The sequence below is a fragment of the Acidovorax sp. SUPP2539 genome (genome assembly GCF_030158975.1).
In the GTDB taxonomy this organism is placed as follows: Bacteria; Pseudomonadota; Gammaproteobacteria; order Burkholderiales; family Burkholderiaceae_C; genus Paracidovorax.
Genome location: NZ_BQXJ01000002.1, coordinates 433,718 through 455,439, shown reverse-complemented (window position 1 = coordinate 455,439; position 21,722 = coordinate 433,718). Strand labels below are relative to the sequence as shown.

19 protein-coding genes are annotated in these 21,722 nt (G+C 71.4%); 11 read left to right on the top strand and 8 right to left on the bottom strand.

The window, feature by feature from the left end; all coding sequences use genetic code 11:
• Positions 1-33: 33 nt before the first annotated feature.
• The gene (locus AVTE2539_RS09675; protein WP_284410091.1) at positions 34-630 is read left to right on the top strand and encodes an NADPH-dependent FMN reductase; all 597 of its coding nucleotides are present in this window, start codon (positions 34-36) and stop codon (positions 628-630) included.
• Between the two features lie 34 nt (positions 631-664).
• Here AVTE2539_RS09675 and AVTE2539_RS09670 read toward each other — a convergent pair whose 3' ends face one another.
• Positions 665-1,801, bottom strand: a complete 1,137-nt coding sequence (locus AVTE2539_RS09670) for a hypothetical protein (RefSeq protein WP_284410090.1) — start codon at positions 1,799-1,801, stop codon at positions 665-667.
• A gap of 258 nt (positions 1,802-2,059) precedes the next feature.
• On the opposite strand from AVTE2539_RS09670, the gene AVTE2539_RS09665 reads away from it, so the two are divergent.
• On the top strand, positions 2,060-2,362 hold the full coding sequence (locus tag AVTE2539_RS09665) for a YkgJ family cysteine cluster protein (protein WP_284410088.1): 303 nt from the start codon (positions 2,060-2,062) through the stop codon (positions 2,360-2,362).
• A gap of 39 nt (positions 2,363-2,401) precedes the next feature.
• A complete protein-coding gene (gene gstA, locus AVTE2539_RS09660) occupies positions 2,402-3,010 on the top strand; it encodes a glutathione transferase GstA (protein ID WP_284410086.1) in 609 nt (202 codons plus the stop codon).
• A gap of 44 nt (positions 3,011-3,054) precedes the next feature.
• On the opposite strand, the gene AVTE2539_RS09655 is transcribed toward gstA, so the two are convergent.
• From AVTE2539_RS09655 to tauA, 3 genes are read right to left on the bottom strand one after another with little or no spacing between them, the layout of a single operon-like run.
• Entirely contained in the window at positions 3,055-3,924 is an 870-nt protein-coding gene (locus AVTE2539_RS09655) for an ABC transporter permease subunit (protein WP_284410084.1), read from the bottom strand.
• 8 nt (positions 3,925-3,932) lie between these two features.
• Positions 3,933-4,754, bottom strand: coding sequence for a taurine ABC transporter ATP-binding protein (locus AVTE2539_RS09650; protein ID WP_502868907.1), 822 nt, complete (start codon positions 4,752-4,754; stop codon positions 3,933-3,935).
• Positions 4,755-4,794: 40 nt separating this feature from the next.
• A complete protein-coding gene (gene tauA, locus AVTE2539_RS09645; RefSeq protein WP_284410082.1) occupies positions 4,795-5,829 on the bottom strand; it encodes a taurine ABC transporter substrate-binding protein in 1,035 nt (344 codons plus the stop codon).
• Between the two features lie 363 nt (positions 5,830-6,192).
• Between tauA and AVTE2539_RS09640 the strand changes: the two genes are divergently transcribed.
• Together AVTE2539_RS09640 and AVTE2539_RS09635 are read left to right on the top strand one after the other, a co-directional pair.
• Positions 6,193-7,317, top strand: a complete 1,125-nt coding sequence (locus AVTE2539_RS09640) for an alkene reductase (RefSeq protein WP_284397273.1) — start codon at positions 6,193-6,195, stop codon at positions 7,315-7,317.
• A 98-nt stretch (positions 7,318-7,415) separates the two neighbouring features.
• Positions 7,416-7,721 (top strand): NIPSNAP family protein, encoded by a 306-nt coding sequence (locus AVTE2539_RS09635; RefSeq protein WP_272566289.1) that lies wholly within the window; start codon positions 7,416-7,418, stop codon positions 7,719-7,721.
• A 31-nt stretch (positions 7,722-7,752) separates the two neighbouring features.
• Here the strand turns inward: AVTE2539_RS09635 and AVTE2539_RS09630 are convergent, their stop codons facing one another.
• A complete protein-coding gene (locus tag AVTE2539_RS09630; RefSeq protein ID WP_284410079.1) occupies positions 7,753-9,189 on the bottom strand; it encodes a sensor histidine kinase in 1,437 nt (478 codons plus the stop codon).
• On the bottom strand, positions 9,186-9,905 hold the full coding sequence (locus AVTE2539_RS09625) for a response regulator transcription factor (protein ID WP_284410077.1): 720 nt from the start codon (positions 9,903-9,905) through the stop codon (positions 9,186-9,188). Before AVTE2539_RS09625 ends, AVTE2539_RS09630 begins: the two co-directional genes overlap by 4 nt.
• Positions 9,906-10,017: 112 nt before the next feature.
• On the opposite strand from AVTE2539_RS09625, the gene AVTE2539_RS09620 reads away from it, so the two are divergent.
• From AVTE2539_RS09620 to AVTE2539_RS09610, 3 genes are all read left to right on the top strand, one after another.
• Positions 10,018-11,376, top strand: a complete 1,359-nt coding sequence (locus tag AVTE2539_RS09620; RefSeq protein ID WP_284410075.1) for a TolC family protein — start codon at positions 10,018-10,020, stop codon at positions 11,374-11,376.
• Positions 11,377-11,454: 78 nt separating this feature from the next.
• Positions 11,455-12,699 (top strand): efflux RND transporter periplasmic adaptor subunit, encoded by a 1,245-nt coding sequence (locus AVTE2539_RS09615; protein ID WP_502868906.1) that lies wholly within the window; start codon positions 11,455-11,457, stop codon positions 12,697-12,699.
• Positions 12,696-15,806 carry an efflux RND transporter permease subunit gene (locus AVTE2539_RS09610; protein ID WP_284410071.1) on the top strand — a complete coding sequence of 1,037 codons (3,111 nt, stop codon included), beginning with the start codon at positions 12,696-12,698 and terminating at the stop codon, positions 15,804-15,806. Before AVTE2539_RS09615 ends, AVTE2539_RS09610 begins: the two co-directional genes overlap by 4 nt.
• 83 nt (positions 15,807-15,889) lie before the next feature.
• Here AVTE2539_RS09610 and AVTE2539_RS09605 read toward each other — a convergent pair whose 3' ends face one another.
• Both AVTE2539_RS09605 and AVTE2539_RS09600 read right to left on the bottom strand, forming a co-directional pair.
• Positions 15,890-17,545 (bottom strand): methyl-accepting chemotaxis protein, encoded by a 1,656-nt coding sequence (locus tag AVTE2539_RS09605; RefSeq protein WP_284410069.1) that lies wholly within the window; start codon positions 17,543-17,545, stop codon positions 15,890-15,892.
• Positions 17,546-17,651: 106 nt separating this feature from the next.
• A complete protein-coding gene (locus AVTE2539_RS09600) occupies positions 17,652-19,997 on the bottom strand; it encodes a heavy metal translocating P-type ATPase (protein ID WP_284410067.1) in 2,346 nt (781 codons plus the stop codon).
• Between the two features lie 143 nt (positions 19,998-20,140).
• Between AVTE2539_RS09600 and AVTE2539_RS09595 the strand changes: the two genes are divergently transcribed.
• The 3 genes from AVTE2539_RS09595 (at position 20,141) to AVTE2539_RS09585 (ending at position 21,717) form a co-directional block, all read left to right on the top strand.
• Entirely contained in the window at positions 20,141-20,338 is a 198-nt protein-coding gene (locus AVTE2539_RS09595) for a heavy-metal-associated domain-containing protein (protein WP_272566301.1), read from the top strand.
• Positions 20,335-20,820 (top strand): Cu(I)-responsive transcriptional regulator, encoded by a 486-nt coding sequence (cueR, locus tag AVTE2539_RS09590; protein ID WP_284410066.1) that lies wholly within the window; start codon positions 20,335-20,337, stop codon positions 20,818-20,820. The genes AVTE2539_RS09595 and cueR overlap by 4 nt, the downstream gene beginning before the upstream one ends.
• Positions 20,821-20,913: 93 nt before the next feature.
• Positions 20,914-21,717, top strand: a complete 804-nt coding sequence (locus AVTE2539_RS09585; protein ID WP_284410064.1) for an enoyl-CoA hydratase/isomerase family protein — start codon at positions 20,914-20,916, stop codon at positions 21,715-21,717.
• Positions 21,718-21,722: the final 5 nt, after the last annotated feature.

Here is a 21,722-nt window from a genome sequence, read left to right as displayed (position 1 = left end):
TTCCTGCCCCATCGGTGTGCTTCAATCGCGGCCATGCAAAAACTCCTCGTCTTCGCGGGCAGTACCCGCCAGCAGTCGTTCAACCGCCGTCTCGCCCGCGCCACCGCCGATATCGCGCGCGACGCCGGAGCCGACGTGACGCTGCTCGAACTGTCGGACTTCGACATCCCCATGTACAACGCCGACCTGGAAGCCGCCGGCACCCCGCCCGACGTGCTGCGCCTGAAGGCCGCGCTGGACGCCCACCCGGGCTGGATCATCTGCTCGCCCGAATACAACGGCAGCTACACCGCCCTGCTCAAGAACACCATCGACTGGGCCTCCAGCCCCGTGGCCGGACACCCGGTGTGGAGCGACGGCACCCGCCCCTTCCGCGGCAAGGTGGTGGGCATGCTGAGCGCTTCCAACGGCGGCCTGGGCGGCCTGCGCTCGCAGAGCCACCTGGCGCCCCTGCTCATCAACCTGGAGTGCTGGGTGGCCCCGCAGTCCTTCGCCCTGGGCCTGGCGGCCAGCGCCCTGGACGACCAGGGCACTCTGGCCCACGAGCCGCACCGCCAGCGCGTGCGCGCGGTGGTGGACCAAGTGCTGTGGGCGGCCGACCGGCTGGGCACGCCGGGCCTGGCCGCCTGAGTGCGGCACGCAGCGGGCGCGGGGCCGGCCCCTGTCAGGGCAGGCTGAGCATCTGCTGAATCTTGCCCATGGCGCCGGTCAGGCGCTGCTGGATCGCCTGGCGCTCCGGCTCCGAACCCCCTTCGTACCCTCCCAGTTCCCGCGAGGCGGTGCGCAATCCCAGGTACACCGCGAGCCACTCCTTGGCATCGACGGGCTGGCCTGCGGCCGAATCGGGGTATGCCTCGACCTTGGCCAGGTCGTCCATGACCGACGTGTGCCCCGCAGAGAAGCATTCGAGCATCGGCTCGGCCGGACGGAACGAGTTCATGTGCATGTTGCGGATGAAGCGCTTGGGCTCGGCATCTTCCGTGTTCTGGCTGGACAACGCGATGAAGGCGGATTCGAGATCGTCGCGGCTTTTCGCGCGCTCTTCGGGAGCGGCCTGCTCGTTGGGGAGCCGCTGGCGGGCGGCTTCGATCTGCTGCGCGTTCAGGCCTTCCACCGGCAGGCCCGCGGGCAGCTTGGCGAGAATCGCGGCGATCTCCTTGTCGCCCAGGATGTCTTGCCCCAACACCTGCTGGCCGATGTGGCGCAGGCTCTGCAGGATGGGGGCGACGTTGTGGCGGCCCATCTTGTCGCCGAACTCCAGGTGGTAGTGCGGAAGCATGCGGCCGTTGTCGGCGAAGCTGACGCCCAGCGTGTGGTAGTAGTCGTAGTCCCGCTCGTTGGATGCGCGGGGGATCTTGCGGTCTTCGTGCACCTTGCCGTCCCCCGCCAGGTGGTTTTCATGGATGGTGATGGGCTTGGCGCCTGCCTTCTCCGCCAGCGTGTTGTAGGCCATCACCACCGACGTGACCGCGCGCTGCAGGTCCCGCTTTTGCGTCTGGCTCAAACCGCCCGTGGCGAAGAGGTCCGATCCGGTCAGGTTCAAAAGGCGCTTGTGCGGGCGAACCTCGATGTTGGACAGCAGCGACCCCTCGGTGCACGCAACGCGCGACCATTCGCTGGGGTTATTGCGTGCGATGCTGACGGTGCCGGGATTGCGAGCGTTGCGCGACCCGAGCGGGTGCTGCAACGTGTCGAATCGCCGGACTTCCGGCGCCAGTTTCGGCCCCCCCTGCGTGGGCATGGATTCGCTGCGGGACAGGCCGCCATGCGGCTGAGCGGAGGAAGGCTGTGCGACTTTCAAGATGAAATCCCTTTCGATGGTTTTTTTGGACCGGCGTGGGCCGCCGGTTCCCCGTGAAGGCACCAAGCGCCCAGGGGGACTGCCATGCTAGGACGGCGGCCCGCCCGGCACGGGTCGGCATGCGAAGATGCGAGCGGCCGGGCGAAGCGCCTGCGCGCGGCCTGGGGCGGGGCACCCGCCCTGCTCCAACCCTCAAAACGGCCTCCAGCGCAATATCCACTAGGGCATATTGCTATCAATTTAATAGTATCCAATGGAATGTTCCATTTGACGACCTGCCGGCCCGGCTGCGGCGCCTGCTGCACGGCCCCCTCGATCACCAGCCCGATCCCCGGCATGCCCCAGGGCAAGCCGGCCGGCGTGCGCTGCATCCAGCTGGACGATGCGCAGCGCTGCCGCATCTTCGGCCACCCGGAGCGCCCGGCCGTGTGCGGCTCGCTGCAGCCCGAGCCGGCCATGTGCGGGCCGGACCGGGCCCACGCCCTGCACTACCTGGGCCAGCTGGAGGCGGTCACGCGCCCGGCGCCCCCGCCTTCAGCGGCCTCGGCCGCTTCCGGCTAGCATGCAGAGCTTGTCCAACACCACACCTTCGGGTCATCCATGAAGCTCTACTACAGCCCCGGCGCCTGCTCGCTCTCCCCCCACATCGCCCTGCACGAAGCGGGCCTGGCCTTCACCCCCGTGCTGGCCAGCACCAAGAGCCACAAGCTGCAAGACGGCACGGACTACTACACGATCAACCCGCTGGGCTACGTGCCCCTGCTGGAGCTGGACGACGGCACCCGCCTGCGCGAAGGCCCGGCCATCGTGCAATACATCGCCGACCAGGCCCCCCTCAAGAACCTGGCCCCCGCCAACGGCACCCTGGCCCGCTACCGCCTGCAGGAATGGCTGACCTTCATCGGCACCGAGCTGCACAAGGGCTTCAGCCCGCTGTTCGGTTCGGCCACGCCCGAGGAATACAAGACCACCGTGCGCGAAAAGCTCCTGTCGCGCCTGCAGTGGGTGGACAGCCAGCTCGACGGCAAGGAATGGCTCATGGGTGAGCATTTCTCGGTGGCCGACGGCTACCTGTTCACCGTCGTGGGCTGGGGCAAGGTGGTGGGCCTGGACACGTCCCACCTGACCCACCTGTCGGCCCACCACGCCCGCGTAGGCGCCCGCCCTGCGGTGCAGGCGGCCCTCAAGGCCGAAGGCCTGCTCAAGTAAGCCAGACCAACGGCTGGGGTCGGGCGTGCCTTCGGTGCCGGGATTCAGGCACGCCCCTTCCACGGCACCAGCCGCGCCTCGGCCCAGCGCACGGCCAGGTCGAAAGACCAGGCTACCAGGCCGATCACCAGAATGCCCATCACCACCAGGTCGGTGCGCAGGAAGTTCGAGGCGTTGAGCACCATCTGCCCCACGCCCACGGTGGCGGCCACCATCTCCGCCGCCACCAGCGTAGTCCAGCCGAAGCCCAGGGCGATGCGCAGGCCCACCAGGATCTCCGGCAGCGCCGCCGGCACCACCACATGCCACACCACCTGCAGGCGGCTCGCCCCCAGCGAGGCCGCGGCATTGAGCTGCTCGGTGCTGGCGCTGCGCACGCCGGCCTTGGCCGCCAGGGCGATGGGCGCGAAGCACGCCAGGTAGATCAGCAGCACCTTCGAGGCTTCGTCAATGCCCAGCCAGATCACGATGAGCGGCAGGTAGGCCAGGGGCGGCAGGGGCCGGTAGAACTCGATCGGCGGGTCGAACACCCCGCGCGCGATGCGGCTCACCCCCATGGCGATGCCCACCGGCACGGCCGTCACCGCGGCCAGGGCAAACGCGCCGAACACGCGCAGGGCGCTCCACTGCAGGTGCACCCACAGGGGCTCGCCGCCCTGGATCCGCCCGTGCCAGGCATCGGAGAACGCCCGCGCCACGGCGCTCGGCGCAGGCAGGAACAGCGGCGGCACCCAGCGCCAGTGCGTGGCGGCCCACCACAGGCCCAGCAGCGCCACGACGCACAGGGCGCTCAAGGCCTGGCTGCTGCCCGCACCGGGCCGCAGGAAGGGCGACACGGGGCGCACCGTGGCCGGATCGGGCTCCGGGACGGCGGGCCGCAGCGCCGCGCCCTGCGGGGCCGCCGGCTGCCCCATCCCCCCGCTCATGCCCCGGCCCCCACCGGCCCGGGCACCCCGGCCTGCGGTCCCACCCAGTCCAGCACCCGCTCGCGCCAGGCGATGAAGTCCGGGCTGGATTTCACCGCGCGCGCCGCCTGGCCGCTCAAATGGGCGCGGTTGAACGCCAGGGCCTGCTCGCGCACGATGCGGCCCGGGCGGGGCGACATCACCACCAGGCGCGAGGCGAGGAACAGCGCCTCCTCCACGTCGTGGGTGATGAAGAAAATGGTCTTGCCCGTGCGCTGCCACAGCCGCAGCACCAGTTCCTGCAGCGATTCGCGCGTGAAGGCGTCGAGCGCGCCCAGCGGCTCGTCCATCAGCATCACGTCCGGGTCGCTGGCCAGCACGCGGGCAATGCCCACGCGCTGCTGCATGCCGCCCGACAGCTGCCACACGGGCGCCTGGGCAAACGCCTCCAGCCCCACCAGGGCCAGCGTCTCGACCGCCACCGCCCGGCGCGTTCCACGTGGAACACCGCGCAGCCGCAGGCCCAGCGCCACGTTGTCGATCACGTTGAGCCAGGGCATCAGCGCATGCTTTTGGAACACCACGCCGCGCTCGGCCCCCGGCCCGCGCACCACGCGCCCGCCCAGCGCGATGTGCCCCGCCGAGGCCGGCGTGAATCCGGCAATGCAGTTGAGCAGCGTGGTCTTGCCGCAGCCCGATGCGCCCAGGGCGACGACGAGTTCGCCCGCGGCGATGTCCAGGTCCACGCCGGCGAGCGCCAGCACCGGCGCGGCCCCGCGCGCGCCGGCGTAGCGCACGCTCAGGCCGCGGATGACCAGATCGCCCGCGCCATGGGCCACGGGCGGCAAGGCCGCAGGGTCTTCGCCCGCGGCCAGCAGGCTACTTCGCACGCTGCACCCAGGTGGGGTTCACGCCCACCGAATAGTCGGGCAGCACGGCCTGGATGGTGCCCTGCTCTTTCAGGAAGGCGGCCGTGGCGGCCAGCGACTGGGCCGCCACCGACTGCGCGCCGCCGCCCAGCCATTTCGGCGAGGCCTGCTCGGCCGGCGGCACGAAGGCATACAGCGCCAGGCTGGCAGGCACCGTGGGCGCCTCGGCGCCGGTCCACTTCGCCACCGCCTTGACCTGGGGCGAATCGGCCGTCCAGGCGGCCTTCTGGGCCGTGTACGCCCGGTCGGCATCGGCCAGCACCTGCACGAACTGGGTCAGGAAGGCATCGTGCTCGCGCGCGAACGGCTTGGACACAGCCAGCGCATCGAACGTGGCCTTGCCGGTCTGCGCGGCGATCTGGCCCGAGGTGGCGATCACCGTGCCGCTTTGCTTGGCCTTGGCCAGCACCGGGTCCCACACGAACGTGGCGTCGATGTCACCGCGCTCCCACGCCGCCAGGATCTCGGGCGGGCGCAGGTTCACGATCTTCACGCCCTTGGGGTCCACGCCCGCCGCCTGCAGCGCCACCAGCGTGTGGAAGTGCGTGGTCGAGACGAACGGCAGGCCGATCTTCTTGCCCTTCAAGTCCGCCAGCTGCTTCACGCCCGAGCCGTTGCGGGCCACCAGGGCTTCTGCCTCGTGGATGTCGTCCAGGATCCAGAACACCTCGATGGGCACGCCTTGCGACAGCGCCGAGGCGAACGGCGAAGACCCCGCCTCGCCGATGTGGATCGCACCGGAGGCCAGCGCGCGCACCACCTCGGCCCCGCTGCCCAGCTTGCGGTAGGTGACCTGGTAGCCCGTGCGCTTTTCGACCTCTTGGGTCTCCTGCGCGTAGCGCCACGGCACGACCATGTCCTGGTAGCCGATCACCACCTCCTTCTTGCCCTGCGCCCCGGCCGCCGCGCAGAACAAGGTGGCGCCCAGCAGGACGGAAAGGCCGCGCACGGCGGCCCTGCGGGTGGCGGAGAACGGGGATTGCATGAGGGGGTCCTTGGAGCAAAAGAAAGGGGCGCCCGCAACGGGCAGCCCTGGGGCGCAGAGTGCGCGGGCCGGGCCGTCGATGGGCCCTTGCACAAAATTCTAGGAACCGGCCCTCGCGCCGCATGCGCCCGTTTCGCGCATCGATATCCGGAAAACGCATCAGCGCGCCGCAGCACGCCTGCGGCGCGCGGGGGCGCCACTGCCGCTAGCACAGTCGGCAAATCCTTGGGGTCGCCAGTGCACTGCAGCCTTCGGGAAATGGCGGTAAGTTCGTGTCCCTGGCTTGGAACGGGCCCGGCCCCGTGCCACCCCGGAGCCCAGGCCCCGTTTTTTCCCTGTCCCTCCAAAGAAAGCACCCTTGTCATGACGACTCTCTTCGATCCGGTCCAGGCCGGCGATCTGCACCTGGCCAACCGCATTGCCATGGCGCCGCTCACGCGCAACCGCTCGCCCGAGGCCATCCCGAAGGACATCACGGCCACCTACTACGCCCAGCGCGCCACCGCCGGCCTGCTCATCACCGAAGCCACCGCCATCAGCCACCAGGGCCAGGGCTATGCCGACGTGCCGGGCCTGTACGGCACCGAGCAGCTCGATGGCTGGAAGCGCGTGACCGAAGCCGTGCACGCGCGCGGCGGCAAGATCGTGACCCAGCTGTGGCACGTGGGCCGCATCTCGCACAACGACCTGCAGCCGGACGGCGGTAAGCCCGTGGCCCCATCGGCCATCACCGCCAAGTCCAAGACCTACCTGGTGGACCGCGCGACTGGCAAGGGCCAGTTCGTGCCCACGTCCGAGCCCCGCGCGCTCGATGCGGGCGAGCTGCCCGGCATCGTGCATGACTACGCCGCCGCCGCGCGCAACGCGGTCGAGACGGCGGGCTTCGACGGCGTGGAGATCCACGGGGCCAACGGCTACCTGCTGGACCAGTTCCTCAAGACCGGCGCCAACCAGCGCACGGACGACTACGGCGGCAGCATCGAAAACCGCGCCCGCCTGCTGCTGGAGGCCACGCGCGCCGCGGTCGATGCCATTGGCGGCGGCAAGGTGGGCATCCGCCTGTCGCCCGTGACGCCGGCCAACGACATCGCCGATGCCGATCCGCAGCCCCTGTTCGACTACGTGATCCGCCAGCTCGCACCACTGGGCCTGGCCTACATCCATGTGATCGAAGGCGCCACCGGCGGCCCGCGCGAAGTGGAAGGCCGCCCCTTCGACTACGCCGCGCTCAAGGCCGCCTACCGCGCGGCCGGCGGCAAGGGCGCGTGGATGGTGAACAACGCCTACGACGGCGCCCTCGCCACCCAGGCAGTGGCCAGCGGCGATGCCGACATCGTCGCCTTCGGCAAGCCCTTCATCTCCAACCCGGACCTGGTCGAGCGCCTGCGCCAGAACGCACCGCTCAACGCATGGGACCAAAGCACGTTCTACGGCGGCGGCGAGAAGGGCTACACCGACTACCCCACGCTGGCGGAAAAGGCCGCCTGACGCGCGCCGCAGCGTAAAGTGCCCGCTGGCACGGCCCGCCACGGCTCCGAAGGCCCGGCGGGCTTTTTTTCGTCCCCTTTTTTTCACGGCACCTTCCCATGGTCACCTGCTACCTGCGTTACGTCATCGACCCCCACCAGCTCGCCGAATTCGAGCACTACGGCAAGCTCTGGATCCCGCTGGTGGAGAAATTCGGCGGCCAGCACCACGGCTATTTCCTGCCGTCCGAAGGCGCGAACAACATCGCGCTGGCGCTGTTCACCTTTCCCTCGCTGGCGGCTTACGAGACCTACCGCGCGCAGTCGATGCAGGACCCGGAATGCCTCGCCGCCTTCCGCTACGCGCAGGAAACGCGCTGCATCCTGAGCTACGAGCGCAGCTTCTTCCGACCCGTCTTCGAATGAGTCAAGGGCGCCGGGCGGCCCGGAGCCTCTGTCACCCCGCGAACACCAGCCGCACGCACAGGCCTTCGCCCTGCGGGCCCGGCTCCAGCGCCAGGCGCACACCCAGCAGCTCGGCGTAGCGCGCCACGATGGCGAGGCCCAGGCCCGCGCCCTGCCCCAGGCGCTCGCCCTCGCGGCCCTGGGCCCAGCGCTGCAGCAGGTCCGTGCGCTGCGCGGCCGACAGGCCCGGGCCGTTGTCGACCACGGCCAGCACGGTGGCTTCGCGGCCATCGGCCGCGGCCTCGCGCGAGATTTCCACGGTCACGCGGGGCCGCGTGCCGGCGCCCGGGCGGCCGTAGCGCAGGGCGTTGTCGATCAGGTTGCCCAGCACCCCTTCGATGAGCAGCGGCTGGCCCTGCACGACCACGGGCTGGTCCAGGCCGGTGGCGCCCAGGTCCACGCCCGCCGCATCGGCGCGGGGCAGGAAGCGCAGCACGGCGTCGCGCGCCAGCTCGTCCAGGGCCACGGGCTGGCGGGGCATGGCGCCGCGGGCCTCGTCGGCCAGGGCCAGTGCGAGCAGCTGGTCCACCAGGTGGCTGGCGCGGGCCTCGCTGTCGGCAATGCCGGCCAGCTGCTCGCGCCACACGGCGGGGTCCCTGTGGGCCAGGCCATAGCCCGCCAGCGCGCGGATGCCCGCCAGCGGGGTGCGCAGTTCGTGCGCCACGTTGCCGGCGAACTCGCGCTGCGCGCGCACCCCCTGGGCCACGCGCGCGAGCAGGTCGTTCACCGCAGCGCCCAGGTGCTGCACGTCGCGGGTGGAGGCCTCCACGGGCACGGGCGCCAGGTCGCGCGCGTCGCGGCGGTCCAGCGCCTGCTGGAACGCGGCCAGGGGCTGCAGGTCGCGCTGGATGGCGCGGCGCAGCCACACGGCCAGCGCCACCAGCAGCAGCAGTTGCGACACGCCCGAGTACAGCAGCACGCTGCGCAGCATGGCGCTGCGGCTGTGCACGGTCTGGGCGGTGACGACCTCGAACGGCAGGGGCTCGCGCACATCGAGCCGCACCGCGCGCAGCGCCCGGCCATGGAACTGGATGTCGGAGAACCGGTAGGCCTCGTCGCCGCGCGGCGGCGGCACCGGCATGCCGCCGGCATTGCCCGCCAGCATGGAGCCATCGGGCCGCAGCACCGCGAAGTACACCGTCTCCACCTGGTCGAACAGCACGGCCTTGACCTCGCGCGAGGTGAGCGCGAAATCGAGCCCATCGCCCTTGGCGCGCACGTTGGCCGCCACCGCGTAGGCATCGTCGAGCAGCGAGCGATCGAACGCGCGCTGGGTGAAGGCATTGGCCAGCAGCACCGAGCCGGCCGTGCCCACCAGCCACGTCAGGCCCAGCGGCACCAGCACGTGGCGCAGCAGCCGCGCCTGCAGCGAGCGCGGCTCGCGCTGCGCCGGCGCCGGCGGGGGCGAGGGGGGGTTGGTGGCGGTCATGGCGCGCCGGGCCCGCCCGCCTCGGGCTCCACCATGTAGCCCAGGCCGCGCAGCGTGCGGATGCCCGCGCCGCTGCCCTGCAGCTTCTTGCGCAGGCGGGAGATGAAGGCCTCCAGCGCGTTGTCGCCCAGGGCCTCGTCGAAGTCGGAGAGCTTGTCCGACAGGGTGCGCTTGCTCACCACGCGCCCGGGCGGCGTCATCAGCTCCCACAGCACCTCGAATTCGCGCGCGGGCAGTTCGGCCGGCGCGCCGTGCAAAGTGAAGCGGCGCGCCCGGCGGTCCAGCACCAGGGCGCCGACGGCGGCGCGGTCGTCCGCGCCCAGCGTGCGCCGGGCCAGGGCGCGCAGGCGGGCCTCCACCTCGGCCAGATCGAAGGGCTTGCCCAGGTAGTCGTCGGCGCCGGCATCCAGGCCGGCGATGCGCTCCTCGGTGCGGTCGCGCGCGGTGAGCACCAGCACCGGCGTGCGGTCGCCCCGGGCCCGCGCCGCGCGCAGCACCGTGAGGCCGCTGGCCGTTGCACTGGTGAGGGCGCCGCCTGGCGGGCCGCCCTGCGGCAGGTTCAGGTCCAGCAGCACGGCATCGAAGGGCTGCACGCTCCAGAAGTGGTGCGCCTCGGCCACGCTGGCGGCGGCATCCACGCGGTGGCCCGCATCGGTCAGGCTGCGAAGCATCACGCCGCGCAGCACGTCATCGTCTTCCACGACCAGGATTCGCATGGGTTGGGGCTGGGTTGTTGGGCGGCTGTGCGGTGCGTCGGGGCAAGGGGTACGCAGTTTCCGCAGTCCCGAGGTCAGGTAGCGGTCAGGCACCCCCGCCGATAAACGCGGCATGAGCATACGACACCCCTGCATCCTTCTTTGCGCCTTGGCCTGCGCACTGCCGGGCTGGAGCCAGACCCGCGCCTCCGACAGCCCCGCAGCGCCGGTCGCCACGGCCCCTGCCGCTGCCCCCCTGGCGCCACAGTGGACGCTGGCGCAGGCCCTGGCCGCCGCCCGCGACAACAGCGACGTGATCCAGTCCCGCCAGGCCCTGGCCGCGGCGCGCGCCGACGTGCTGAGCGCCGACCATGCCCCCTTGCCGGTGTTCAGCTCCAAGGCCACCTCCATGGACCTGCAGCACGGCCTGGGGCCCGGCAACGTGCTCACGCGCAAGCGCATCGACAAGTCGGTGGGCATCGACTGGACCTGGGAGCGCGGCAACAAGCGCGAGCTGCGCACGCAAGCCGCCCAGCGCGCCGCCGATGCGGCCCAGGCGGATGTGGAAGACACGCAGACCCAGCAGCTGCAGGCCGCACTGGCCGCCTACTACGACCTGCTGGCCGCGCAGGAGCGCGTGCGCGAAACCGCCGAGATCGAACGCAGCGTGGCCGAGCTGGCCCGCCTGGCCGACCGCCGCGTGAAGGCGGGCGACCTGTCCGCGCAGGATGCGTCGCGCACCCGCATCGAGGCCGAGCGCGCCCGCGCCGACACGCAAGCCGCCACGCAACTGCAGGAGCAGGCCGCGCTGGCGCTAGCGCAGGTCACGGCCAGCAGCCTGGCGGTGCAGGCCGGCGGCACCGACTGGCCCGCCCTGCCCCCGGCCGCCGCCTCCGGCGCGGCCCCCGGCAGCGGCCCGCTGGACGGCGGCGGCGATCTGGGCGCCTGGGCCGAGGCCCGCGCCGACGTGCGCGCCGCCATCGCCCGCGTGCAGTCCGCCCAGGCGGCGCTGGACAACGCCAGCGCCCTGCGCAAGTCCGACTGGACGGTGGGTGCCTCGGTGGACCACTACCCCGGCACCTCCAACCGCCTGCTGGAAGTGCGGGTGCAGATCCCGCTGCAGTGGGGCTACCAGTTCCAGGGCGAGATCGGCCGCGCCCAGGCCGAGCTGACCCGCGCGCAGGACGCGCTGGACAACACGCGCCGCCTGGCCCTTTTGGACCTGCAGCACCTGCAGCAGGCCGCGGTGAGCGCCGCGCGCCGCGCCGCCAGCTACGACGAAGGCGTGCTGCCGCGCGCCCGCCAGGTGGCGCAGAGCGCCGAGCTGGCCTACCGCAAGGGCGCCATGCCGCTGACCGACCTGCTGGATGCCCAGCGCACCCTGCGCGCCACGGCGCTGGAGGCGCTCTCGGCCCGTGCCGACTATGCCAAGGCCCAGGGCGCCTGGCTGCTGCGCACGCAGCCGCAAGCCCTGCTGGGCAGCCTGCCCTGAACGCCCCCGCCCCAAGTCCAGCCACGCCAATCCATGCCCCGCCGTTCCCCTTCCACCTCTCGTATCGCGAAGTCCACCATGGTGCACCCTGCCCTCTCCCTCCCGCGCCTGACCACCTGCGGCCTGCTCGTCCTCGCCCTGGGCGGCGGCGCGCTGCTGCAAGGCTGCAGCAAGGCCGCCGAACCCGCCACGGCGCCGGAAGCCGCACCGCCCATCGCCCAGTCGGGGCAGCTGCGCTTTCCGCCCGGCCACCCGCAGCTGGCGTTGCTGACCGTGGCCCCCGCGCGCGCCAGCAAGGACATCGCCGTGGACCTGCCCGCACGCCTGGTGTGGAACGAGGAACGCACCCAGCGCGTGTACCCCGCGTTCGCCGGCCGCGTCACGGCCATCCGCGCCGACCTGGGCCAGTCGGTCAAGGCGGGCGCGCCGCTGGCGCTGCTGGCCTCACCCGACTTCGGCCAGGCCCAGGCGGACACGGCCAAGGCCCGCGCCGACCAGTCGTTCGCCCAGCAGGGCCTGCGCCGCCAGCGTGAACTGTTCGAAGCCGGCATCGTGGCCCGCAAGGACCTGGAGCAGGCCGAGGCCGACGCCGCCCGCGCCCAGGCCGAAGTGGCCCGCGCCGCCGCGCGCACCAGCCTCTACGGCGGCGGCAATGCCGTGAACCAGCAGCTCGCACTCACGGCCGGCATGGCGGGCGTGGTGGTGGAGCGCAACCTCAATCCCGGCCAGGAGGTGCGGCCCGACCAGTCCGGCCCCGGCAACCCGGCGCTGTTCGTGGTGACCGACCCCGCCTCGCTGTGGGTGCAGATCGACGCGCGCGAGGGCGACCTGGCCTCGCTGCGCCCCGGCGACAGCTTCACCCTGCAGGTGCCCGCCTATCCCGAGGCCACCTTCACCGGCCGCGTGACCGCCGCGGCTGACGCGATCGACCCCGGCACGCGAACGCTCAAGGTGCGCGGCGTGGTGCCCAATGCCGATCGGCGCCTGAAGGCCGAGATGCTGGCCACCGTGCACGTGCAGGAAAGCCGCGAGGGCGGGGTCGTCATCCCCGCCGCCGCCGTGACCCTGAACGGCACGCAGCACACCGTGTACGTGCAGCGCGAGCCCGGCGTGTTCGAGCCGCGCAAGGTGGTGCTGGGCTACGAAGGCCCGCGCGAGGTGGTCGTCTCCCGCGGGCTGGAAGCCGGCGAGAAGGTGGTGGCCGAGAACGTGCTGCTGCTGGCCCGCCAGTTCCAGGCGGCCGAGGAAGACGCGCCCGCACCGGCGCCCGGCGCGCCCGCCAGCCAGGCGGGCGGCAAGGCGGAAGGGACGGCCAAGCCATGAGGCGCCTCATCCACTACGCGCTGCACCAGCCGCTGTTCATCGTGCTGGGCACGGTGCTGTTCGCCCTGGCGGGATTCATCTCGTTCAAGAACCTGTCCGTCGAGGCCTTTCCCGACGTGACGGACACCCAGGTGACGGTGATCGCCCTGTACCCGGGCCGCGCGCCCGAGGAAGTCGAAAAGCAGGTCACCCTGCCCATCGAGACGGCCCTGGCGGGCCTGCCCAATTCGATCCGCGTGTTCTCGCACACGCAGTTCGGCCTGTCGTTCAGCGTGGTCACGTACGACGACGCGGCCAACACCAACATCGTGCGCCAGCAGGTGGCCGAGCGGCTGTCCAGCATCGACCTGCCGCCCGGCGTGCAGGCCGAGATCGCGCCCAACGCCACGCCGGTGGGCGAGATCATGCGCTACCGCCTCAAGGGCGACGGCCTGTCGACCACCGACATCCGCACCGTGGAGGACTGGACGGTGGAGCGCGCGCTGCGCCAGGTGCCCGGCGTGGCCGACGTGGTGGCCATGGGCGGCTCGATCAAGCAGTACGAGGTGCAGCCCGACATGGACCGGCTGCGCGCGTACAAGGTCACGTTCCAGAACCTGCTGGACGCGCTGGGCCGGGGCAACGCCAACGCCGGCGGCAGCTACGTCGCGCAAGGCGCGCAGCAGTACACCATCCGCGGGCTGGGCCTGCTGCGCTCGGCCGACGACATCGGCCGCATCGTGGTGGCCTCACGCAACGGCACGCCCGTGCTGATCCGCGACATCGGCCAGGTCAAGATCGGCGCCGTGCCGCGCCTGGGCGTGGTCGGCCAGGACCTGGACGACGACGTGGTCACCGGCATCGTCGTGATGCGCAAGGGCGAGAACCCGAGCGTGGTGCTCAAGGGCGTGAAGGACCGCATCGCCGAACTGAACGCGCGCGGCCTGCCGCCGGGCGTGCAGATCGTGCCGTTCTACGACCGCACCTGGCTCATGGACAAGACGCTCACCACGGTGTTCCACAACCTCGTGGAAGGCGCGCTGCTGGTGGCGCTGGTGCTGTACATCTTCTTGTCCAACCTGCGCGCCAGCCTGGCCGTGGTGGTGGTCATTCCGCTGGCCCTGCTCTCGACCTTCATGGGCCTCAAGATCATGGGCGTGCCGGCCAACCTGCTGAGCCTGGGCGCCATGGACTTCGGCATCATCGTGGACGGCGCGGTGATCGTGATCGAGAACATCATGCACCGCCTGGCCGAGCGTGGCGAGGACATGGACGACCGCGACCGGCGCGACACCATCATCGAGGCCGCCGGCGAAGTGGGCCGGCCCACGCTGTTTTCGATGCTCATCATCATCGCGGCGCACATCCCCATCTTCGCGCTGCAGCGCCACGAAGGCCGCATCTTCCAGCCCATGGCGCTGTCGGTCTCGGCCGCGCTCGTCGGCTCGCTGATCTTCTCGCTCACCCTGGTGCCGCTGCTGGCCTACTGGATGCTGCGCAAGAAGCTGCCGCACGGCGACAACCGCGTGGTCACCTTCGCCAAGCGCGCCTATGCCCCGGTGCTGGACTGGGCCCTGGCCCGCCGCCGCACGGTGGTGGTGATCGCGCTGGCCGTGTTCGGCCTGGCGCTGGTGGCCGCATCGCGCCTGGGCTCGGAGTTCCTGCCCGAGCTGGACGAGGGCACCACCTGGGTCAACTTCACCCTCTCGCCCAACGTCTCCACCGACGAGGCGGCGCGCGTGCTGCGCATGGCCCGCAAGGCCCTGCTGAGCGTGCCCGAGGTGCGCACCACGGTCTCCAAGGCCGGCCAGCCCGAGGACGGCACCGACCCCAAGACCATCTCCATGGCCGAGATCTTCGTGGACGTGAAGCCCGAGGACCAATGGCGCCCCGGCATGACGCGCGAGAAGATCACCGAGGAGATGGGCCGCGCGCTGTCGGCCATCCCCGGCATCGACCCCGCGTTCTCGCAGCCCATCCGCGACAACGTGCTGGAGTCGATCTCGCAGATCAAGGGCCAGATCGTCATCAAGCTCGCGGGCGACGACCTGGTGGAGATGAAGCGCATCACCGACGAGATCGCGCGCGAGATCAAGCAGGTGCAGGGCGTGGCCCGCGCCGAGATCGACCGCGACGGCCAAGTGCCGCAGCTGCTGCTGGACATCGACCGCGACCGCGCCGCGCGCTACGGCCTGAACGTGGGCGACATCCAGGACGTGATCGAGGCCGCCCTGGCCGGCAAGGCCGCCACCAGCCTGTGGGAGGGCGAGCGCAAGTTCGCCGTGGCCGTTCGCCTGCCCAAGGACGAGCGCGTGATCTCCAACCTGCCGCGAACCCCCATCGCCACGCCCGACGGCGGCTACGTGCAGCTGGGCGACGTGGTGCACATCCGCGAGGGCACGGGTGCCATGAACATCGCCCGCGAGGCCGGGCGCCGCACCACGGCCATCGGCATCTTCATCGCGGGCCGCGACATGGGCTCGGTGGTGGCCGACATGAAGGCCCGCGTGGAAAAGAACGTCAAGATCCCGTCCAACTACCAGGTCAACTGGTCGGGCGAGTTCGAGAACCAGGAACGCGCGATGAAGCGCCTGTCGGTGGTGGTGCCCATCTCGCTGCTGCTGATCTTCGTGCTGCTGTTCGACGCCTTCAAGTCGTTCAAGATGGCCTCGCTGATCCTCATCAACGTGCCGCTGGCGCTCATCGGCGGGTTCATCGCGCTGTGGGTGTTCGGCATCCCGCTGTCGGTGTCGGCCGCCATCGGCTTCATCGCACTGTCGGGCCAGGCGGTGCTCAACGGGGTGGTGATGCTGTCGGTGTTCCAGCAGCTGCAGTCGGGCGGCATGGCCGTGGTCGATGCCGTGCGCCAGGGCTCCATGCAGCGCCTGCGCACGGTGCTGATGACCGCCATGCTGGCCATGCTGGGACTCCTGCCCATGGCCCTGTCGCACGAGATCGGCTCGGAGACGCAGCGGCCCCTGGCCATCGTGGTGATCGGCGGGCTGGTGACGGCGACGCTGCTCACGCTGGTGGTGCTGCCGGCACTGTATGTGGCGTGGTTCGGGCCGCGCAAGGGCCGTGCCGATGAACCCTCGCCCGGCGGTGAGCCCCCCAGGGCGTTGACCTGAAAGCCCCCCGGCCCGCGCCGCCACGGCGCCGGTCGGGGAAACAGGGAACAGGAAAGGCCGGGAGAACCGGCCCTCCCGCCGGGTCAGCCCCCGGTGAGCTGCGGCCGCACCGGGCCGCTGGAGGCAGGCAGGCCCTGCAGCGCCGCACCAGCGTGCACGGACGCGTAGGCCTGCCCGTCGGCCAGGTGGAACTGCTGCACCACCTGCGACAGGCGCGCGGCCTGCTCGCGCAGCGATTCGGCGGCGGCGGCGGATTGCTCCACCAGCGCGGCGTTCTGCTGCGTCATGCGGTCGATCTCGCCCACCGAGCCGTTGACCTGGCCGATGCCGGTGGTCTGCTCGGCCGAGGCGGAATTGATCTCGCCGATGATGTCCGACACGCGTTGCACGCTGTCCACGATTTCCTTCATGGCCGCGCCGGCGTCCTCGACATGGCGCACGCCGCCGTCCACCGCGGTCACGCTGGAGCTGATCAGCGCCTTGATTTCCTTGGCCGCTTCGGCCGAGCGCTGGGCCAGGCTGCGCACCTCGCCGGCCACCACCGCGAAGCCGCGGCCCTGTTCGCCCGCCCGGGCCGCTTCCACGGCCGCGTTCAGCGCCAGGATGTTGGTCTGGAAGGCGATGCCGTCGATCACGCCGATGATGTCGCTGATCTTGCGGCTGGAGCTGGAGATCTCGTGCATGCTGGCCACGGCCTGCTGCACCACGCTGCCGCCACGCGTGGCGATGCCCGAGGCGGACGACGCCAATTGGTTGGCCACCTGCGAGGACGATGCCGTCTGCTGCACCGTGGTGGTGAGCTCCGCCAGCGAGGCCACGGCCTCCTGGGCGTTGCTGGCCGTCTGCTCGGTGCGGCCGGACAGGTCCTGGTTGCCGGTGGCGATCTCGGCGCTGGCGGTGGCGATGCTGCCGCTCGCATCGCGCACCTGCGAGACCAGCGCCCCCAGCCCCTGCTGCATGTCGTCCAGCGCGCGCTGCAGGTCGGCCACTTCGTCGCGGCCCTCCACCTGCACCCGCTGCGAGAGGTCGCCGCCGGCGATGGCCTGCGCCATGCGCCGGGCCTCGGCCAGCGGACGGCAGATGGACACCATGTTCAGCAAGGTCAGCGGCACCACCACCACGATGGTGATGAGCACCGCCAGCACGAACAGCCACTGGGTTTCGCCGGACACCTGCTTTTGGCGGGCCGCCACCTCGGCCACCTCGTTGCGCAGGCTGGTGTCGAGCTGGACCATGAGCTTGTCGGCCTCGGCGAACTCGGCCACCGCCTTGCCGCTCATGCGGTTGGCGATGGTGGCCGTGTCGTAGCCGCCGGCCTCCAGCTGCCGCGCCACGTGCGCGAACTGCTCGCGGTAGCTGTCCAGCCGCTTGACGATGTCGCGCACCAGGGCGTTGTCCGGGTCTTCGGGGCCTTCGAGGAAGCGGGCCGCGACCTTCTTGGCGCGGTCCAGGCTGGCCAGCCAGGCCGTGTGCGCCTGCTTGACGCCCTCGGGCTTCTCGTACTGGATGATCATGTCCTTCTCGAACTGGCGGATGGCCCCCATCTCGCCGCGCAGTTCGGCCATGTAGCCCACCTCGGAGAAGGAATTCGCCATGAATTCCTCGCTCATCGCGTGGATGCGGAACATGCCCAGCATGCCTGCGCCCCCCAGCAATCCCAGCAATCCCAGCACCACGCCGATCGCACCCAGCATGCGTACCCGGATGGAAAAACCCCGCATGAGCGAAAAGAAATTCATAGTTGTCGTCCTCTAATCTCTTCGGTGACCAGCAAAAGGAGGCGCACCATATGCAACCAAACGTTGCAGTGTGCCAGACCTGCCGACTTTTAACCGAATGTAACTATCAAACGCGCCAGCGCTTCAATAGCAAAGCGTTCGCCATCACACTCACCGAGCTGAGGGCCATGGCCGCGCCCGCCACCACGGGGCTCAGGTAGCCCAGTGCGGCCAGGGGAATGCCGGCCACGTTGTAGGCAAACGCCCAGAACAGGTTCTGCCGGATCTTGGCGACCGTGCGGTGCGAAATGTCCAGCGCCGCGGCCACCAGCCGGGGGTCGCCGCGCATCAGCGTGATGCCCGCGGCCTGCATGGCCACATCGGTGCCGTTGCCCATGGCCATGCCCACGTCGGCGGCAGCCAGGGCCGGCGCATCGTTCACGCCGTCGCCCACCATGGCCACCGCTTGGCGTGCCGGGCGGTGAGCGCCCGGCCCCGCCGCGGCCTCGGACCGCAGGCGCGCCACGCACGCCGCCTTGTCGCCGGGCAGCACCTCGGCCATCACCTCGCCGGCCTCCGGGTCCAGCCCCAGGCGGCGCGCCATGGCCTCGGCCGCGCCCCGGTGGTCGCCCGACACCATCACCACGCGCAGGCCGCGCGCCCGCAACGCCGCCAGGGCCTCGCGCGCACCGGGCTTGGGCTCGTCGCCGAAGGCCAGCAGCGCCCGCAGCACCCACGCCGGGCCAGCCACCCCCTCGCCCGTTGGTACTTCGCCCGGCGGTGCCTCGGCCACTGCCGACACGGTGGCGCCAGCCGATTGCAGCGCGGCGGCGGGTGCGGCCAGGGCGCCCAGCGGCACGCCCAGCTCCTCCATCCAGCGCAGGCTGCCCACGCGGAAATGGCGCCCGGCCGCCGTGCCCTCGGTGCCCCGGCCCGGCACGGCGCTCACGGCCTGCGGCGCGGGTGGCTGCAAGCCGCGGCGGTGGGCCTCCTGCACCACGGCGCGGGCCAGCGGGTGTTCGCTGCCGCCCTGCACGCCGGCCACCGCCGCGAGCAACGCGTCACCGTCCTGCCCGGGCGCCACCTCGAAGGCGGTCAGCCGGGGCTGGCCCACCGTCAGCGTGCCCGTCTTGTCGAAGGCGACTGTGCCCACGCGGTGCGCGCGCTCCAGCGCCTCGGCGTCCCGGATCAGGATGCCGTGCCGGGCCGCCACGCCCGTGCCCGCCATGATGGCCGCCGGCGTCGCCAGGCCCAAAGCGCAGGGGCAGGCGATCACCAGCACCGCCACGGCGTGGATCACCGCCGCCTCGCCGCCGGCGCCCACCCAGAGCCAGCCCAGCAGCGTGGCCAGCGCGATGCCCAGCACCACCGGCACGAACACCGCCGACACCCGGTCCACCAGCCGCTGGATCGGTGCCTTGCCGGCCTGCGCGTCTTCCACCAGCCGGATGATGCGGGCCAGCACCGTCTCGGCCCCCACGGCCGACACCTGCACCACCACCCGCCCGTCGCCGTTGATCGAGCCGCCCGTGAGCGCCTCGCCCGCGGTGCGCGGCACCGGCAGCGGCTCGCCGGTCAGCATGGATTCATCCACCTGCGTGTGCCCCTCCAGCACCGTGCCGTCCACGGGGATGCGCTCGCCCGGGCGCACCACGATCCGGTCGCCGGCCATCACCTCGGCCACGGGCACGTCCACCTCGCCATCGGCACCCACCAGGTGCGCCACGTCGGGCCGCAGGGCGTGCAGCGCCCGGATGGCCGCCGTGGTCTGGCGCTTGGCCCGCGCCTCCAGCCACTTGCCCAGCAGCACCAGCGTGATCACCACGGCCGAGGCCTCGAAGTACAGGTGCGGGGCATGGCCGGCGGGCGCGGTCAGCCACAGCCAGAGCGACAGCCCGTAGCCCGCGCTGGTGCCGATCGCCACCAGCAGGTCCATGTTGCCGGCGCGCGCCTTGAGGGCGTGCCACCCCGCCTTGTAAAAGCGCGCGCCCAGCAAGAACTGCACGGGCGTCGCCAGCAGCCACTGCAGCCATGCCGGCAGCATGCCGTGCGGGCCGAGCAGCGCGCCGAAGCGCTCCGGTAAGAGGCCCAGCAGCATCGGAAGCACCAGCGGCGCCGACAGCGCCAGCCCCAGGGCCACCGGCCCGAAGCCCGCCCAGGGCGACTGGCCGCGCGCCTCGGCGTCCTGCGCCTGCGGGGCGCGGGGCTCGTAGCCCGCGTTGCGCACCGCCCGGCGCAGTTGCGCCTCCATCGCCGCGCCCGCACCGGCCACACCGGCAGCACTGGCCGCATAGACCACATGGGCCCGCTCGGTCGCCAGGTTGACCGTGGCCTCCTGCACGCCCGGCACCTTGCGCAGTGCGCGCTCCACCCGGCCCGAGCAGCTCGCGCAGGTCATGCCGCCGATGCCCAGGTCGAGCGTGCCCGGGGCGGAATCGGAGGGGGATGGCGGGGCGGTGGGTGTCGGGTTCATGGGGGGCACCTTAAACCTTGACGCGATGGCAAGGTCAAGCGCACCGCGGAAAGCACGGGGCCGCTTGACTCTGCCACCATGTCAGGGTTCATGATGCAGACACCCTTCTCCCTTTTTCCTCCACCCACTGAACGGAGCACCCCATGCAACACCATCTCCAAGTCACCGGCATGACCTGCGGCCACTGCGAACGCGCCGTCGTCCACGCCGTCCGCCAGGTCGATCCCGACGCCACCGTGCAGGTGGATCTGGCCCAGGGCAAGGTGGTCGTCGAGAGCGACCGGGCGCGCGACGCGCTGGCCGCCGCGATCACCGAAGAGGGCTACACGGTCGCCGCATGAGCACGCCGGCCGTGACCGCCACACCGCAGGGCTGGCCCGTCGCCATCGGCACGGCCGCCGAACGGGCCGGCGTGTCGCCCCGCATGGTCCGCCACTACGAGGCCCTGGGCCTGCTGGCCGGCGTGGCGCGCACCGGCAGCGGCTACCGCCAGTACACCGAGGCCGACGTCCACACCTTGCGCTTCATCCGCCGCAGTCGCGACTTGGGCTTCTCGATGGAAGAGATCGCCACCCTGCTCGGCCTGTGGCAGGACAAGCGCCGCGCCAGCGCCCACGTCAAGCAGATCGCCCAAGCGCACATCGACGACCTGGCCCAGCGCATCGCCGCCATGCAGGCCATGCAGCGCACGCTGCAGTCGCTGGTGGGCTGCTGCCAGGGGGACGAGCGGCCGGACTGCCCGATCCTGGACGATCTGGCCGCAGCGCCCGAAAGCGCTGCGCAGTCGCCTATCCGCATCAAAAAAGATAGCAGCATGCCCTAGCATTCATTGCCCTCCAGGCAAAAAAGCCTCGCAAATGGCTGCAGCAAAAGCGGTAGCAGCTCATTTTTCAATAGCAAAACACAGGAGACAACGATGCCGCAACCACCCGCACCCGACGCCGCCAGCCCGCCCCTGGTCTTTCGCCGCGAGGGCGCCATCGCCACGCTGCAGTTCCACCGCCCCACCGCGCTCAACGCCATCGACGTGCCCATGGCCCAGGCCCTGTGCGCGGCCGCGCGCAGCATCGCGGCCGATCCGGGCGTACGGGCCGTGGTGCTGTGCGGCGCGGGCAAGGGCTTCATGGCGGGGGGCGATCTGGCCACTTTGCGCGAAGACCCCGTCCAGGGCGCCGCGGACCTGCTGGGCCCGCTCAACGAGGCCGCCACACTGCTCGCGAACATCGACGCGCCCGTCATCGCCAAGGTGCACGGCGTGGCCGCCGGGGCCGGGATGAGCCTGATGCTGCTGGCCGACTTCATCCTCGCCGCCGAGGGCACGCGCTTCAATCTGGCCTACATCAACCTGGGCACCAGCTGCGACGTGGGCGCCTCGTGGGCCCTGCCGCGCCAGGTGGGCCTGCGCCGCGCGCTGGAGATCGCCCTGCTCGGCGACACGCTCACCAGCGCCGATGCCGAGCGCCTGGGCCTGGTCAACCGGGTGGTGCCCGCCGACCAGCTCGATGCGGCGGTGGACGCACTCGCCGAGCGCCTGGCGGCCGGCCCCACGGTCGCGCTGGGCCACATGCGCCGGCTGATGCGCGCCTCGTTCGACCGCGACCTGCCCGCGCAACTGGAGGCGGAAACCCGCGCCTTCGGCGACTGCGCGCGCACGGCCGACCTGGCCGCGGGCATCGCCGCCTTCTACGCCAAGGAAAAGCCGCGCTTCGAAGGGCGATAGGCAAA

Coding starts and splice junctions, on each gene's coding strand:
- AVTE2539_RS09675 (WP_284410091.1), top strand. CDS start 34: ATGCAAAAACTCCTCGTCTTCGCGGGCAGTACCCGCCAGCAGTCGTTC.
- AVTE2539_RS09665 (WP_284410088.1), top strand. CDS start 2,060: ATGTTCCATTTGACGACCTGCCGGCCCGGCTGCGGCGCCTGCTGCACG.
- gstA (WP_284410086.1), top strand. CDS start 2,402: ATGAAGCTCTACTACAGCCCCGGCGCCTGCTCGCTCTCCCCCCACATC.
- AVTE2539_RS09655 (WP_284410084.1), bottom strand. CDS start 3,924: ATGGGGCAGCCGGCGGCCCCGCAGGGCGCGGCGCTGCGGCCCGCCGTC.
- tauA (WP_284410082.1), bottom strand. CDS start 5,829: ATGCAATCCCCGTTCTCCGCCACCCGCAGGGCCGCCGTGCGCGGCCTT.
- AVTE2539_RS09640 (WP_284397273.1), top strand. CDS start 6,193: ATGACGACTCTCTTCGATCCGGTCCAGGCCGGCGATCTGCACCTGGCC.
- AVTE2539_RS09635 (WP_272566289.1), top strand. CDS start 7,416: ATGGTCACCTGCTACCTGCGTTACGTCATCGACCCCCACCAGCTCGCC.
- AVTE2539_RS09630 (WP_284410079.1), bottom strand. CDS start 9,189: ATGACCGCCACCAACCCCCCCTCGCCCCCGCCGGCGCCGGCGCAGCGC.
- AVTE2539_RS09625 (WP_284410077.1), bottom strand. CDS start 9,905: ATGCGAATCCTGGTCGTGGAAGACGATGACGTGCTGCGCGGCGTGATG.
- AVTE2539_RS09620 (WP_284410075.1), top strand. CDS start 10,018: ATGAGCATACGACACCCCTGCATCCTTCTTTGCGCCTTGGCCTGCGCA.
- AVTE2539_RS09615 (WP_502868906.1), top strand. CDS start 11,455: ATGGTGCACCCTGCCCTCTCCCTCCCGCGCCTGACCACCTGCGGCCTG.
- AVTE2539_RS09610 (WP_284410071.1), top strand. CDS start 12,696: ATGAGGCGCCTCATCCACTACGCGCTGCACCAGCCGCTGTTCATCGTG.
- AVTE2539_RS09605 (WP_284410069.1), bottom strand. CDS start 17,545: ATGAATTTCTTTTCGCTCATGCGGGGTTTTTCCATCCGGGTACGCATG.
- AVTE2539_RS09600 (WP_284410067.1), bottom strand. CDS start 19,997: ATGAACCCGACACCCACCGCCCCGCCATCCCCCTCCGATTCCGCCCCG.
- AVTE2539_RS09595 (WP_272566301.1), top strand. CDS start 20,141: ATGCAACACCATCTCCAAGTCACCGGCATGACCTGCGGCCACTGCGAA.
- cueR (WP_284410066.1), top strand. CDS start 20,335: ATGAGCACGCCGGCCGTGACCGCCACACCGCAGGGCTGGCCCGTCGCC.
- AVTE2539_RS09585 (WP_284410064.1), top strand. CDS start 20,914: ATGCCGCAACCACCCGCACCCGACGCCGCCAGCCCGCCCCTGGTCTTT.